At 45.3% G+C, this 13469-nt stretch carries 12 protein-coding genes; 3 read left to right on the top strand and 9 right to left on the bottom strand.

All coding sequences use genetic code 11. From position 1 onward, the window contains the following. Window positions 1-478: 478 nt before the first annotated feature. The 6 genes from fre to trxA all read right to left on the bottom strand — a co-directional run bounded on the left by fre (window position 479) and on the right by trxA (window position 6307). On the bottom strand, window positions 479-1192 hold the full coding sequence (fre, locus tag IRQ95_RS18180) for an NAD(P)H-flavin reductase (protein ID WP_194438564.1): 714 nt from the start codon (window positions 1190-1192) through the stop codon (window positions 479-481). Between the two features lie 13 nt (window positions 1193-1205). Then, window positions 1206-1475, bottom strand: a complete 270-nt coding sequence (locus IRQ95_RS18185; RefSeq protein WP_194438566.1) for a 2Fe-2S iron-sulfur cluster-binding protein — start codon at window positions 1473-1475, stop codon at window positions 1206-1208. After that, the gene (gene ubiD, locus IRQ95_RS18190) at window positions 1472-3325 is read right to left on the bottom strand and encodes a 4-hydroxy-3-polyprenylbenzoate decarboxylase (RefSeq protein ID WP_194438568.1); all 1854 of its coding nucleotides are present in this window, start codon (window positions 3323-3325) and stop codon (window positions 1472-1474) included. Before ubiD ends, IRQ95_RS18185 begins: the two co-directional genes overlap by 4 nt. 89 nt (window positions 3326-3414) lie before the next feature. Then, the gene (locus IRQ95_RS18195) at window positions 3415-4413 is read right to left on the bottom strand and encodes a hypothetical protein (protein ID WP_194438569.1); all 999 of its coding nucleotides are present in this window, start codon (window positions 4411-4413) and stop codon (window positions 3415-3417) included. A gap of 103 nt (window positions 4414-4516) precedes the next feature. Beyond that, window positions 4517-5776, bottom strand: a complete 1260-nt coding sequence (rho, locus tag IRQ95_RS18200) for a transcription termination factor Rho (RefSeq protein ID WP_194438571.1) — start codon at window positions 5774-5776, stop codon at window positions 4517-4519. Window positions 5777-5980: 204 nt separating this feature from the next. Further along, window positions 5981-6307 carry a thioredoxin TrxA gene (gene trxA / locus IRQ95_RS18205; RefSeq protein ID WP_075647756.1) on the bottom strand — a complete coding sequence of 109 codons (327 nt, stop codon included), beginning with the start codon at window positions 6305-6307 and terminating at the stop codon, window positions 5981-5983. Between the two features lie 111 nt (window positions 6308-6418). Here trxA and rhlB point away from each other — a divergent pair, with 111 nt between their 5' ends. Both rhlB and gppA read left to right on the top strand, forming a co-directional pair. Beyond that, window positions 6419-7717: an ATP-dependent RNA helicase RhlB gene (gene rhlB, locus IRQ95_RS18210; RefSeq protein ID WP_194438574.1), complete on the top strand. Its 1299-nt coding sequence runs from the start codon at window positions 6419-6421 to the stop codon at window positions 7715-7717. A gap of 7 nt (window positions 7718-7724) precedes the next feature. Continuing rightward, window positions 7725-9215 (top strand): guanosine-5'-triphosphate,3'-diphosphate diphosphatase, encoded by a 1491-nt coding sequence (gppA, locus tag IRQ95_RS18215; RefSeq protein WP_194438576.1) that lies wholly within the window; start codon window positions 7725-7727, stop codon window positions 9213-9215. A gap of 82 nt (window positions 9216-9297) precedes the next feature. On the opposite strand, the gene IRQ95_RS18220 is transcribed toward gppA, so the two are convergent. The 3 genes from IRQ95_RS18220 to recQ all read right to left on the bottom strand — a co-directional run bounded on the left by IRQ95_RS18220 (window position 9298) and on the right by recQ (window position 12332). After that, window positions 9298-9969 carry a 7-cyano-7-deazaguanine/7-aminomethyl-7-deazaguanine transporter gene (locus IRQ95_RS18220; RefSeq protein WP_194438578.1) on the bottom strand — a complete coding sequence of 224 codons (672 nt, stop codon included), beginning with the start codon at window positions 9967-9969 and terminating at the stop codon, window positions 9298-9300. A gap of 211 nt (window positions 9970-10180) precedes the next feature. Beyond that, on the bottom strand, window positions 10181-10501 hold the full coding sequence (locus IRQ95_RS18225) for a DUF3630 family protein (RefSeq protein ID WP_194438580.1): 321 nt from the start codon (window positions 10499-10501) through the stop codon (window positions 10181-10183). Further along, on the bottom strand, window positions 10494-12332 hold the full coding sequence (recQ, locus tag IRQ95_RS18230; RefSeq protein ID WP_194438582.1) for an ATP-dependent DNA helicase RecQ: 1839 nt from the start codon (window positions 12330-12332) through the stop codon (window positions 10494-10496). The genes IRQ95_RS18225 and recQ overlap by 8 nt, the downstream gene beginning before the upstream one ends. 146 nt (window positions 12333-12478) lie before the next feature. On the opposite strand from recQ, the gene rarD reads away from it, so the two are divergent. Continuing rightward, a complete protein-coding gene (gene rarD / locus IRQ95_RS18235) occupies window positions 12479-13414 on the top strand; it encodes an EamA family transporter RarD (protein WP_194438584.1) in 936 nt (311 codons plus the stop codon). Window positions 13415-13469: the final 55 nt, after the last annotated feature.

The following is a 13469-nucleotide window of genomic DNA, read 5'->3' on the forward strand; positions in this document are numbered from 1 at the left end:
CTTACCCGAAAGTAAGAAGTAATTTTAAAGCTATTATCGTTCCAACAGAACGATAATGAATTGACTGTGCTGATACCGAAGTATCAATTGGTCACTCAGTTCATTGAAATCKAATTTGATACCGAAGTATCTAATTGGATTATCATCAACGAGTGCCCACACAGATTGATAGGTTTATATTGTTAAAGAGCTTCGCCTTGAAACTTTATCTCAAAGCGGAGGTGCATTCTAACGAGATAATTGAAAGAGTCAAACACTTTTTTCAATTTATTTTCTCAGAAGCTTTCACCTCTCTGACTATCGCTGAAGCCTTATGGCGTCTTCCCTGTCAGTGGATGCGCATTATAGGGAACTGGATTTTAATGGCAACCCTTTTTTGCAAAAAAAACAGAAAAAGCGCCTGTTCGTTTAAATTACCATCAAAACGACGAAAAAGAGGGCATTTTGCCCTCTTTAAATCAATGATTGCTAGCTTTTACTATATGAAAGCATAGGCATCAGCGAACATTCTGTCACTTTTTGCTTGTTTATTTTGAGTAAACTGTTCGCGTGCCGCTCCTGCCATTTCGAAACGACCTGCAATATAAATATCGTAATGCTCTAGTGTTGGAAAATCTTGATTCACCGCCTCTAGCACATTACCAAGTTTACCTTGCCAATCCGCAGCAGCCTCTTCTACTACTGGCACAAAGTGAACGTTACTGTATTTAGCCGCAATTTCTTTTAACTCTACTTTTGCGTATAGCTGGCTAATATCGCGAGCGCCCCAATATAAGTAAATCGGATTCACTTTATTTTGCGCAATACAGTGATCAAGAATCGAACGAACATAGCTAAAACCGGTACCACCGGCAATAAGTAGAAGAGGGTTATCACTCTCTTCTCTTACCCAAGCCTCACCATGAGGTGCATCAATAGTAATTGAAGTGTCTTGCGCCAATGCTGACTTCATTGCTTCAACGACCTCAAGCGCATAAGCGTTCTGTTCTGCCGCGCCAATGTGAAGCTCAAGTTCGCCTTCATGACGACAAGGGCTACTCGCAATAGAAAATGGGCGCTTATCTTTTTCACCCATTACAACCATCAGGTATTGGCCCGCTTTAAAAGGCACTGGATTTTCAGGGTGAAGCAAAATACGGTAAGTATTAGATGCTAACGACTCAATTGACTTTACTTTACATTGAATACTCATGGGTTCCTCTCGCTTACTCTTCAAAAGTAAGGACTAAATGACTTTCTGTATGTGCCAGACAGGGAAATATCCAGCCTTGTTGTTGTTCTTTTTCGGTAAGCATAGGTTCAAGGTCATAGCTAACCTCACCTGATACTTTTTTACACATGCACATTGCACATGCTCCGACCTGACAACGATGTGGAAAACCAATATTATTGTTGAGCGCAGCTTCCAACACCGTTTGCCCTTGTGGGACTTCAAATTCTACCTGACTTGGGAGCAAAGTAACCTTGTGTGTCATTCGATTCCCAATTGATGCCAAATAGCATCTATTTTCGCGACCAATTCAGGATCCTTCTTAATCGGAATCCCCCACTCTCTGAGTTTCTCATCGCCCAGTTTATTGGTTGCATCCCAAGCCATACGACTTATGCCTGATTTTGCCTCAGTATATAGAAGACTATCGCGCGCGGGATCCATTCGTGTGGTGACTGCCCAGATTACATCATTCCAGTCACGAATATTGACGTCATCGTCGCATACAATCACAAACTTAGGGTCAACGACTTCTTCTAAACCAGACCACACTGCCTCTATTGCTTGGCGACCTTGCCCTATCGCTTGCTTATCAATAGAAAGCAGAACCATCTGTCCAGAGATAGCACCTTCAGGAAGGTAGATATCTAATAGCTGTGGAATGGTCCGTTTCAGTTCAGCAATTTTCTCAACTGGATTGGTGAATGGCGCTTTCGGTTCATTACGTGTCAGCGCTAACTCTGCATCCCACTTAATCGTGGCATCTAAGCCCATTTTCGAACCTAAGCCCACCACAGGTGAAGCGAAATCCAGCGAATCGATTGGTGTGTTCTCGATCATCAAGGTATCGCGCACCGGATCCATATGTTCCGTCATCGCTTTTGTCACTGCGCGCCAATCTCGCGCATCCACCGATTCATCACACACAATGACGTACTTGGTGTACATGAACTGACGTAAGAAAGACCATACCCCCATCATCACGCGTTTAGCATGACCCGGGTATTGTTTCTTCATTGTCACGACGGCCATACGATAAGAGCAGCCTTCTGGCGGCAAATAGAAATCTTCAATCTCAGGAAATTGCTTTTGCAATATCGGCACAAACACTTCGTTTAACGCCACCCCCAATACTGCAGGCTCATCAGGCGGACGACCAGTATAGGTACTGTGATAAATAGGCTTATTCCGCATCGTGATATGCGTAATAGTGAAAACGTGATGCTTTTCTTTTTCGTTGTAGTAACCAGTATGGTCGCCGTAAGGACCTTCATCGGCAAATTCATTCGGGTCGATATAACCTTCCAGTACAATCTCCGCACTCGCTGGTACTTCAAGATCATTACTGACGGATTTCACCACTTCAGTACGACTGCCGCGCAGTAAACCAGCAAACGCATATTCGGACAAAGTATCGGGTACTGGCGTAACCGCACCAAGAATCGTTGCTGGATCAGCACCAAAAGCGACGGACACCGGGAATGGTTGACCTGGATTGGTCTCCATCCAGTCACGCAAATCGAGCGCACCACCTCGGTGAGCCAACCAACGCATGATGATTTTATTCTTGCCCAACTTCTGTTGACGATAGATACCTAAATTTTGGCGCTTTTTATTTGGACCTTTGGTTACGGTTAAGCCCCAGGTCAGCAAAGGTGCGACATCATCTTGCCAACAGCTCATCACCGGTATTTTATCAAGATCAACATCGTCGCCTTGCCAGACAATTTCCTGACAAGGGGCATTGCGCAGACGTTTGGCAGGCATGTGCAGAACTTGCTTGAACAGCGGAAGTTTCTCAAGTGCGTCTTTGAAACCTTTTGGTGGTTCAGGCTCTTTTAGATACGCCAGTAACTTACCAACCTCACGCAACTCTTTAACTTCACTGCGTCCCATACCCATTGCCACTCGCTCTGCAGTACCAAACAGATTGGTTAACACCGGATAATCGTAGCCAATTGGGTTTTCGAATAACAGCGCGGGGCCGCCCGCACGAAGCGTGCGATCACTGATTTCCGTCATTTCGTAATGAGGATCGATGGGGTGAGTAATGCGTTTTAATTTGCCTTGTTGCTCTAACAGGTGAATAAAATCGCGTAAGTCCTTAAAACTCATAGCTCTTCTGCTGACTGGTTAAACTACAGGCAGTATATCAAAAAAGAGAGATCGACGATCCCTCTTTTCATTGTGGGTATTTGAGAGTGCTATTGGCTGATGACATTCAACAAATGACGGCTCTTAACGCGTTTGTCACTACTTGCTAATTCAGCAAGCCAGTTTGAGTAGCCTTGCTCTGCGAGTTGGCGTGCAACGAAAGGCGCATCATCATTACTGCCCATTCTCGCGATTAAAAACTCTTCAACGTCACTGCTCATCGGTTTGATACCGACTAACTGCTTAATCGCTAGCTCATCCAAGCTTGGATTACTGGCGGCCTGCATTATCTGTTGAATAGAGAACTCATCGGCAACACTACCTAAGCGTATTAGTTCGTTTTCACTGTGATGATTTGCCTTCATTAACCACACCAATTTATACACGGCAGGATCTTCGCTCACTTGAGCAAGACGAACCATTACTTCTGCTGGCGGCAACCACTCAATCACCGCTTTATCAGTAAGTTGGGAGGTTAAGGCGTTAAGGGCTTCAGGGGATAAACTATCGAGCTCACGCATCAACAGCTTTTCACGAGTTTGCGTTTGATAATCCGAGCCCGCGATTAACCATTGGTGCAGGTCGAGTTCTTGTCTCTCTGCTTGCATGACAAAATCTAAAGTAGACTGATCTTGACGCCAACGTTTGAGTAGACGACTGGCAATCGCAGGGTAGTTAAAAGCTGGTATGGTAAATTCATAACCATCGCCGCGCTCTAAGACTTGATAGGTAGGGATCATGGCTTTTTGCTTTTCAACAAAAAGAGCCATCTTCGCCGTTAAGATAATCTCTTGCTGTTCGAGTTTTTGTAGCAAAAGATAACGCGCGACTTCCTGCTGCGGAAACGCGAGTCGCTCAAGAGAGAAGTTAAGCGTATCGACATCATCTTCCATGACATATTGCAAAAACTCGGCAACCTTTGCCTGCATATGATCGCTTTGACGCCACAACTCAACCCGTTCAGGGGTCATCTGAGTCGCCATAGCTTGGGGCACTCCTAGCGCCAAAAAGAGGGACAGGAGAAGCGACGACAACATTCCTTGTTGCATGTTAACCTCCTTGTAACATTCGTCTTCATTGTGCAGTGACAACTCAGAGAATGCAAACAAAAACGCCACCGTTAAAAACAGTGGCGTTATCGCATTGATTTAATTACTGACGACGCATTGCATCAAAAAATTCATCGTTAGTTTTGGTCATTGCTAGCTTATCGATTAGGAATTCCATTGCATCGATTTCACCCATTGGATGGACAATCTTACGTAGGATCCACATCTTTTGTAGCTCGTCCGTTTTAGTCAATAGCTCTTCACGACGAGTACCTGAGCGGTTGAAATCAATCGCTGGGAATACACGTTTTTCAGCAATCTTACGGTTTAGGTGCAGTTCCATGTTACCTGTACCTTTAAACTCTTCGTAGATTACTTCGTCCATCTTAGAACCTGTATCTACAAGTGCTGTTGCGATGATTGTTAAGCTACCACCTTCTTCTACGTTACGAGCCGCACCGAAGAAACGCTTTGGACGATGTAGTGCGTTTGCATCTACACCACCAGTTAGTACTTTACCTGATGAAGGTACTACGGTGTTGTATGCACGCGCTAGACGAGTGATTGAGTCAAGCAAGATAACTACATCTTTCTTGTGCTCAACTAGACGTTTCGCTTTCTCGATTACCATTTCTGCCACTTGTACGTGACGCGAAGCTGGCTCATCGAATGTTGATGCAATTACTTCACCTTTTACTAGGCGTTGCATCTCAGTCACTTCTTCTGGACGTTCGTCGATTAGAAGTACCATCAACTCACACTCTGGGTGGTTGTAAGCGATACTTTGCGCAATGTTTTGTAGCAACATTGTTTTACCCGCTTTTGGCGGAGCTACAATCAAACCACGCTGACCTTTACCAATTGGAGATGCAAGGTCTAATACACGAGCCGTGATATCCTCGGTAGAACCGTTACCACGTTCCATCACCATACGCTCATTTGCATGAAGCGGCGTTAGGTTTTCAAACAGGATCTTATTACGTGCGTTATCTGGCTTGTCGGCATTAACAGTGTTGACTTTTAATAGAGCAAAGTAGCGTTCACCATCTTTTGGTGGACGAATTTTACCCGCAATAGAGTCACCAGTGCGTAAATTGAAACGACGAATTTGGCTTGGAGAAACGTAAATATCGTCAGGACCAGCTAGGTAAGAACTGTCGGCACTACGAAGGAAACCAAAACCGTCTTGAAGAATTTCCAGTACGCCGTCGCCAAAAATGTCTTCACCGCTTTTCGCGTGAGCTTTCAGGATTGCGAAGATGATGTCTTGCTTTCTTAGACGCGCTAGGTTTTCTAAACCTAAGCTTTCGCCAAGTTTAACAAGATCAGAAACAGGTCTGTTCTTCAGTTCTGTAAGATTCATTGTGGTAGATGCTTGTTTAGTCAAAATAGGATCTGTTGTTTTAAGTTTGATGGAATATGGTCTCAGGATCGACCAAGAAGAGAATTCTGTTTAATTAACGTGCGATAAATTAGCACTAAATACTAGCCTAGTCTATCTTTTGTTGCCGTTCAAAAACAAAACCGTACATTGATCAAATGTACGGTCTTATTTTTACAGCGAGTCTTATAGGTTTGCGTCCAAGAACTCTTTTAACTGAGTTTTAGACAGCGCACCAACTTTAGTTGCTGCCACGCTACCATCTTTAAAAAGCAGTAGCGTTGGAATACCACGGATACCAAATTTAGGTGGAGTACCTGCGTTTTGGTCGATATTCAATTTGCCGATAGTGAGTTTGCCTTCGTACTCTTCTGCGATTTCATCAAGAATCGGCGCGATCATTTTACAAGGACCACACCACTCTGCCCAAAAATCAACAAGAACTGGGCCTGCAGCATTGATTACGTCGTTATCAAAACCGTCATCAGTAAGCTGCAAAATTTTATCACTCATCTTCCACTCCACTGTGTTTTTCGGAACTGGTTGGATGATAACCAGTATTGAGATGCCCTATTGGAATGTATTTACTTTCGTATTGCAAGCTTAAGCTGATATTCTATAGCAATGAAGAAGACGCACATCACAGAGCAAAAGTTCGCCGATTTGGGGTTACACCCTCAAGTTACAAAGGGTTTGGAGCAAAAAGGGTTCGAATTTTGTACCCCTATCCAAGCTCAGGCGCTGCCGGTACTGCTCACCGGCCGTGACATCGCAGGCCAGGCCCAAACGGGTACTGGTAAGACGCTAGCGTTCCTTACTGCTACTTTTAACCACTTACTGACCACGCCAGAAATGGAAGGCCGTAAACCAACACAGCCGCGAGCCATTATTATGGCACCGACGCGTGAATTAGCGATCCAGATCTTTAATGATGCTGAACCGCTGATTGCTAGCACAGGTATCAAAGCTGCATTGGCTTATGGTGGCGAGAGCTACGACAAACAACTAGCGAAGCTAGAACAAGGCGTTGATATTTTGATCGGTACCACCGGTCGTATTATCGACTTCCACAAACAGCGCGTATTTAATCTGAACCATATTCAAGCTGTGGTTCTGGATGAAGCGGACCGTATGTTTGACCTTGGCTTTATTAAAGACATTCGTTTCTTGTTCCGTCGCATGCCTGAACCAAAAGATCGTTTGAACATGTTGTTCTCTGCAACGCTTTCGTACCGCGTACAAGAGCTAGCGTTCGAACACATGAACGAGCCAGAATCGGTTGTGGTTGAACCTGAACAAAAAACAGGTCACCGCATTCAAGAAGAACTGTTCTACCCTTCTAACGAAGATAAGATGGCACTATTGCAAACGATTATCGAAGAAGAGTGGCCAGATCGCGCGATCATTTTTGCTAACACCAAACACGTTTGTGAATCGATTTGGGGTCACCTTGCAGCAGACAAACACCGCGTTGGTCTACTAACTGGTGATGTACCGCAGAAAAAACGTGAGCGTATCCTAGAGCAATTCACTCGTGGCGAAGTTGACCTTCTTGTAGCAACTGACGTTGCCGCTCGTGGTTTACACATTCCTCAAGTAACACACGTATTTAACTACGATTTACCTGACGATTGTGAAGACTACGTACACCGTATCGGTCGTACCGGCCGTGCGGGTGCAAGCGGTCATTCAATTAGCTTTGCTTGTGAGCAATACGCGATTAATCTACCAGGAATCGAAGAATATATTGAACATGCGATTCCAGTTTCAGATTATGACTCTTCGGCACTGATTCAGGATTTACCTGCGCCGATTCGTCTACGTACGCGCAACCAGCAACAACGTCGCACCAATACTGGTGGTTCACGTTCTGGTAACCGTAAACCAAATCGCTCTCGTCCACGTCAGCAAAAGGATTCTTAAGTCGTTTATGAGCCAAGTTGTTCCCTCTCCGCTTTACGCTGCTATCGACCTTGGGTCGAACAGTTTTCATATGCTCGTTGTGCGTCACATTGATGGCAGCGTTCAAACCATGGCCAAAATCAAGCGCAAGGTGCGCCTTGCTGCTGGGTTAAACGAAAACAATGCGTTGAGCCAAGAAGCCATGCAAAGGGGGTGGGACTGCTTGAGCCTATTTGCAGAACGACTGCAAGATATCCCAAAAGAAAACATTCGCATTGTCGGCACCGCAACGTTGCGCACGGCCACCAATGTGGATGTTTTCTTGGCAAAAGCCAACCAAATACTTGGTCACAATATCGATGTTATATGCGGCGAAGAAGAAGCTGCCACTATCTATAAAGGAGTGGCGCACACTTCAGGGGGTAGCGGTCGTCGTTTAGTGGTCGATATTGGCGGCGCAAGTACAGAACTGATTATTGGTGAAGGCTTTGAAGCCAAAGCGCTCACCAGTTTAAAAATGGGTTGTGTCACCTGGCTAGAACGCCATTTTAAAGACCGCCAACTCAATGTTTCTAACTTTAACCAAGCTATTAATGCAGCCAAAGAAACACTGCAACCTATTCTAGAGCAATACACGACGCTCGGTTGGGATGTCTGTGTTGGCGCATCCGGTACAGTGCAAGCCTTGCAAGAAATCATGCTGGCACAAGGTATGGATGAAGTCATTACTCACGCCAAGCTTAAACGTCTGCAAAAACAGGCGATGCTAGCTGACCATTTAGAAGAACTTGAGATTGAAGGACTTACCCTTGAGCGCGCTTTGGTGTTCCCGAGTGGTCTCTCGATCTTAATTGCTATCTTCGAATTACTCGACATTGATTCGATGACACTGGCCGGTGGCGCACTGCGTGAAGGTTTAGTCTATGAAATGGTGGATGAGTTAAAGCAAGATGATATTCGCGCTCGCACCATTACTAGCGTGCAAACTCGTTACCAAATCGATACCCTTTATGGTGAACAGGTGGCAGCGCTAGCCACACGTTTACTCGACCAATGCCAAGAAGATTGGCTGCCAGAGTCACAAGCGAAAGTACTACTGGAAACTGCGGCGAAATTGCATGAAATCGGACTCACCATCGACTTCAAAAAAGGTGGCGAACACAGTGCTTATTTACTGCGCCATCTCGATTTACCCGGTTATACCCGTGCACAAAAACACTTACTCGCTGAATTAGCGCGTCGTTACCGTGAACAATTAAGTTCTCTACCTGAGCAACACGCTATTGCTGGCACCAGTGCCAAACGTGTATTGCGCTTGCTACGCTTAGCGGTATTACTGACCCACCGCCGCAACCCGGACTTAGAGCCACAAGTCTCGCTGCAAAGCGAAGGCGATAAGCTTAAGCTCACTATCTCTGCAGCATGGTTGGCGAAAAACCCATTGACTGCTGCCGAGCTGGAAATTGAAGCCAACCGACAAAGTGATATCGGCTGGCCATTGGCCATTGTCAGCCAATAAATAGCGGAACAAATAAAAAGCCCGAGTTTCAAACTCGGGCTTTTTTAATCCTCACACCAATTTGGCTCACTGCTTCGCTGACTTAGTTATTCGCACCAACGATTTTAAATTCTGGGTTAGATGCGGTTAGCTTCTTAACTAAGTAGTTTAATAACACACCGTACATAGGTACAAATAGACCCAAACTGATCACCAGTTTAAAACAGTAATCAACTAAAGCAATTTCTGTCCAATGCTCAGCCATAAATGGATCTGGGCTTTGGTAGAAGGCAATCGCGAAGAAAGCGATGGTGTCGAGCGCATTACCAAACAGTGTTGAACACGTTGGTGCAACCCACCACTGCTTCATTTGACGCAGACGGTTGAAGACGTGCACATCCATAATCTGACCAAGTAGATAAGCCATAAAGCTTGCCGCGGCAATACGCGCCACAAACAAGTTGAATTCACCTAAGTGTGCAAAACCTTGGAACTGCCCTTCAAAGAACAACACCGATAAGCCATACGATACAGCTAGGGCTGGAAGCATCACCAAGAAAATGATTTTACGTGCCAACTGAGCACCAAAAATACGTACGGTGAGGTCAGTTGCCAAGAAAATAAATGGGAAAGTGAATGCACCCCATGTGGTGTGAAAACCCATGATGGTAAACGGAAGCTGAACTAGGTAGTTACTTGATGCAATGATGATCAAGTGAAACAAAGCTAGATAGATAAGGGCGTTGCGCTGCTGCGCAGGGGTAAAGTTACTCATGCGATACCTTTTTAGTTTGGTTTGGGGGTGAGGGAACCCAAATCGAATTAACTTAAGTCTTTCGTTAAAGAAATCTCTCAAGTGAACTCTTACCAATAGTGTTAAATAAAACTGCTCTTGCGCCTAATCGAGCGTCAACAAGCAAGGCGGGCGATTATACATTAACCAAGTTGCGCTGCAAGATGGTTTTTAATCACCCAGATAATCTTAATTAGATCAGGTCAAATCCAGTGCTAAATAAACCCGCCAAATAATCGAGTTCTTCTTGGTTCGACACTCCAGCTAGCGATTCGATCCAAACACTTTCACTGTAATGTTCCGCTTTAAGGAACAACTGGCAGCCTTCAAAATCAATCAACCAAGAGTGAATATCTGCATCGCACTGTTTCTCAACAACGGTCGCCGACAACGTTGTCAGCAAGCGTTCACCCAAGGAGGGAAAAGAGTCAAAATCAAAACTTGGCGCACGCACGATGATTCTTCCCTGCTCCGCTTGATACTCCATCAAGCCAAAATCCGTTTGCTTAACCATGGTGAGTAATATGCTCCTGAATAAGATCTAAGAATGGGTCAGCATATTTCTCTAACTTACGCTGACCGACACCATTAACGGCTAACATTTCACCGTACGAAGTAGGCAAAATTTCCGCCATATCAATCAAGGTCGCATCACTGAATACCACGTACGGTGGTAAGCCATCTTCATCAGCAATCGACTTACGCAGCTTACGCAATTTAGCAAATAGCTTCTTATCGTAGTTCTTACTAGTCAGCTTGTCGGATTTCGCTGCTCTGACTGCTGTATCTAATCGTGGCACGGCTAACTCTAAACTCATCTCACCACGCAGCAGAGGACGCGCCTCTTCGGTTAGTTGCAATGTCGAATTACGCGTGATGTTTTGAAACAGCATCCCTTTGTGGATCAACTGGCGGAAAATACTCACCCAATAATCATGGCTATGATCACGCCCCAAGCCATAGGTGGAGATTTTATCGTGCCCATGCTCACGAATGCGGATGTTCTGCATTCCACGTAGTACTTCGACTACGTAACCAATACCAAAGCTTTGATTGACGCGGTACACACAAGAGAGGGCTTTTTGTGCTTCTTGGGTGGCGTCGAAATGCTTAGGCGGATCTAGACATATATCGCAGTTACCGCAAGGTTTCTCTCGATATTCACCAAAGTAGTTCAACAACACTTGGCGACGACAAGTTTGCGCCTCGGCAAATGCACTCATGGCATTGAGCTTATGTGCTTCCACTTGCTTTTGTGGACCGTCATCTTTTTCATCTAACATGCGACGCAGCCAGCCAATATCGGCTGGGTCATACAACATTATCGCTTCAGCGGGTAAGCCATCACGACCCGCACGCCCCGTCTCTTGGTAGTAGGATTCGATGTTACGTGGGATATCAAAATGCACCACAAAACGCACGTTGGGTTTGTTGATACCCATACCGAAAGCGACAGTCGCAACCACAATCTGAATATCATCACGCTGAAACGCATCTTGAACATATGCCCGTTCATCGGTATCCATACCCGCGTGGTAGCTGGCTGCACGAATGTGGTTGTTGCACAGTTTCTCGGTCAACATCTCAACTTTCTTGCGACTACCACAATAGATGATGCCGCAATTGCCTTTTTGCGTATCAAGATAGCGAATAATTTGCGAAACAGGTTTGTGCTTTTCAAGCTGAGTGTAACGAATATTCGGGCGGTCAAAACTGCCCAAATACTCGTGCGGCTGAGTCAGTTGCAGACGGCTTATGATGTCTTTGCGCGTTGCATCATCCGCGGTTGCAGTCAGTGCCATAAATGGTACGTGCGGAAAATACTGCTTCAACTGCCCTAGCGCGGCATATTCTGGGCGAAAATCATGACCCCACTGAGAAATACAGTGCGCTTCATCCACGGCTATCATGCTCAACGGCAAGCTCTCTAGACGCTCAATAAAATCGCGCATCAACACACGCTCAGGCGAAACGTACACCAACTTAAGATTGCCACTGTGCATGCGGTTATAGACAGAAATCAGCTCTTCTCGCGACATCGTCGAATTAATACATTCTGCCGCAACACCATTGGCTTTTAGCTGATCGACTTGGTCTTTCATCAGTGAAATCAATGGTGAAATAACTAAAGTCAGTCCGCTGCGTACCAGTGCCGGAATTTGATAACAAAGCGATTTACCGCCACCGGTAGGCATGATAACTAAACTGTCTCGCCCTTCGATGGCTAATTCAATCACCTGCTCTTGCCCACTACGAAATTTTTGATAGCCGAACACTTGCTCAAGCACATTTTGTGCAGTGATAAGCGACTGTTCGTCAGATTGGGCAAGCAATGTTGAGGTCATTGAATCTCTCTGTTTTCTCATAATGAGGTTGGGGGCACATTGTAGTGGGGAATGATGGCGAATTAAACTGCAAATGTTAGGAGAATTCTTAACCGGATCTTATACTGGCAAATCCGTTCCTATCTTATTCAAACAGTGATCTTTGTATGACAACAGAAGAAGAACAACAACGATCGCGCCAAGGCGTTTTACTGGCTATCAGTGCCTACACCATGTGGGGAATTGCACCGATATACTTCAAAGCCTTAGGTGCTGTCCCAGCGCTAGAAATCCTAAGCCATCGTGTCATTTGGTCGTTTTTTTTGCTTGCCGCGTTACTCCATTTTGGTCGCCATTGGCGATCGGTTCGAGACATTTTTTGCGACAAACGCAAGCTAATTTATTTAACCACATCCGCGATTCTAATTGGGGTTAACTGGCTTATTTTCATTTGGGCGGTCAACGCTAACCATATGTTGGATGCCAGCTTGGGCTATTATATTAACCCACTGATCAACGTGTTATTGGGGATGTTATTTCTCGGTGAGCGCTTGCGAAAACTGCAGTGGGTTGCCGTTGCCCTTGCTGCAACCGGGGTGCTAATTCAACTGATCGCTTTTGGCTCTGTACCATTAGTCGCGATTGCCCTTGCCTGTACTTTTGGCTTTTACGGGCTACTGCGCAAGAAAGTGAGCGTCAATGCGCAAACAGGATTGTTTATTGAGACTTTGGTACTGCTACCTGCCGCGCTGATCTATGTATTGTGGATTGCCAATTCAGCCACCTCCGACTTTACCCAAAACACAATGAGCCTTAATCTGCTGCTTATCGCTGCGGGCGTCATCACGACCTTACCATTGCTGTGTTTTACGGGTGCCGCAACTCGCTTAAAGCTCTCTACTCTCGGCTTTTTCCAATACATCGGTCCAAGCTTAATGTTCCTGCTTGCTGTCGCGGTATATGGCGAGGCATTCTCACTGGATAAAGCGTTAACTTTCGTCTTTATCTGGGGCGCTTTGGTGGTATTTAGTTTTGACGGTTTACGCAATAGTCGTCGCAACAAGAAAGCAGCTCAAGCACAAAACAGTATGAATCATCGCTAGCGTCTGATCGTTTTTTACAAGACAAAGCAAACCTTCAACGATAAGCTTGGTGATA

It is taken from the genome of Vibrio fluminensis, assembly GCF_015278125.1.
Taxonomy (GTDB): Bacteria; Pseudomonadota; Gammaproteobacteria; order Enterobacterales; family Vibrionaceae; genus Vibrio; species Vibrio fluminensis.

Excerpts from the sequence above, each read along its gene's own strand:
- fre (WP_194438564.1), bottom strand. The coding sequence starts at position 1,192 with ATGAGTATTCAATGTAAAGTAAAGTCAATTGAGTCGTTAGCATCTAAT.
- IRQ95_RS18185 (WP_194438566.1), bottom strand. The coding sequence starts at position 1,475 with ATGACACACAAGGTTACTTTGCTCCCAAGTCAGGTAGAATTTGAAGTC.
- ubiD (WP_194438568.1), bottom strand. The coding sequence starts at position 3,325 with ATGAGTTTTAAGGACTTACGCGATTTTATTCACCTGTTAGAGCAACAA.
- IRQ95_RS18195 (WP_194438569.1), bottom strand. The coding sequence starts at position 4,413 with ATGCAACAAGGAATGTTGTCGTCGCTTCTCCTGTCCCTCTTTTTGGCG.
- rho (WP_194438571.1), bottom strand. The coding sequence starts at position 5,776 with ATGAATCTTACAGAACTGAAGAACAGACCTGTTTCTGATCTTGTTAAA.
- trxA (WP_075647756.1), bottom strand. The coding sequence starts at position 6,307 with ATGAGTGATAAAATTTTGCAGCTTACTGATGACGGTTTTGATAACGAC.
- rhlB (WP_194438574.1), top strand. The coding sequence starts at position 6,419 with ATGAAGAAGACGCACATCACAGAGCAAAAGTTCGCCGATTTGGGGTTA.
- gppA (WP_194438576.1), top strand. The coding sequence starts at position 7,725 with ATGAGCCAAGTTGTTCCCTCTCCGCTTTACGCTGCTATCGACCTTGGG.
- IRQ95_RS18220 (WP_194438578.1), bottom strand. The coding sequence starts at position 9,969 with ATGAGTAACTTTACCCCTGCGCAGCAGCGCAACGCCCTTATCTATCTA.
- IRQ95_RS18225 (WP_194438580.1), bottom strand. The coding sequence starts at position 10,501 with ATGGTTAAGCAAACGGATTTTGGCTTGATGGAGTATCAAGCGGAGCAG.
- recQ (WP_194438582.1), bottom strand. The coding sequence starts at position 12,332 with ATGACCTCAACATTGCTTGCCCAATCTGACGAACAGTCGCTTATCACT.
- rarD (WP_194438584.1), top strand. The coding sequence starts at position 12,479 with ATGACAACAGAAGAAGAACAACAACGATCGCGCCAAGGCGTTTTACTG.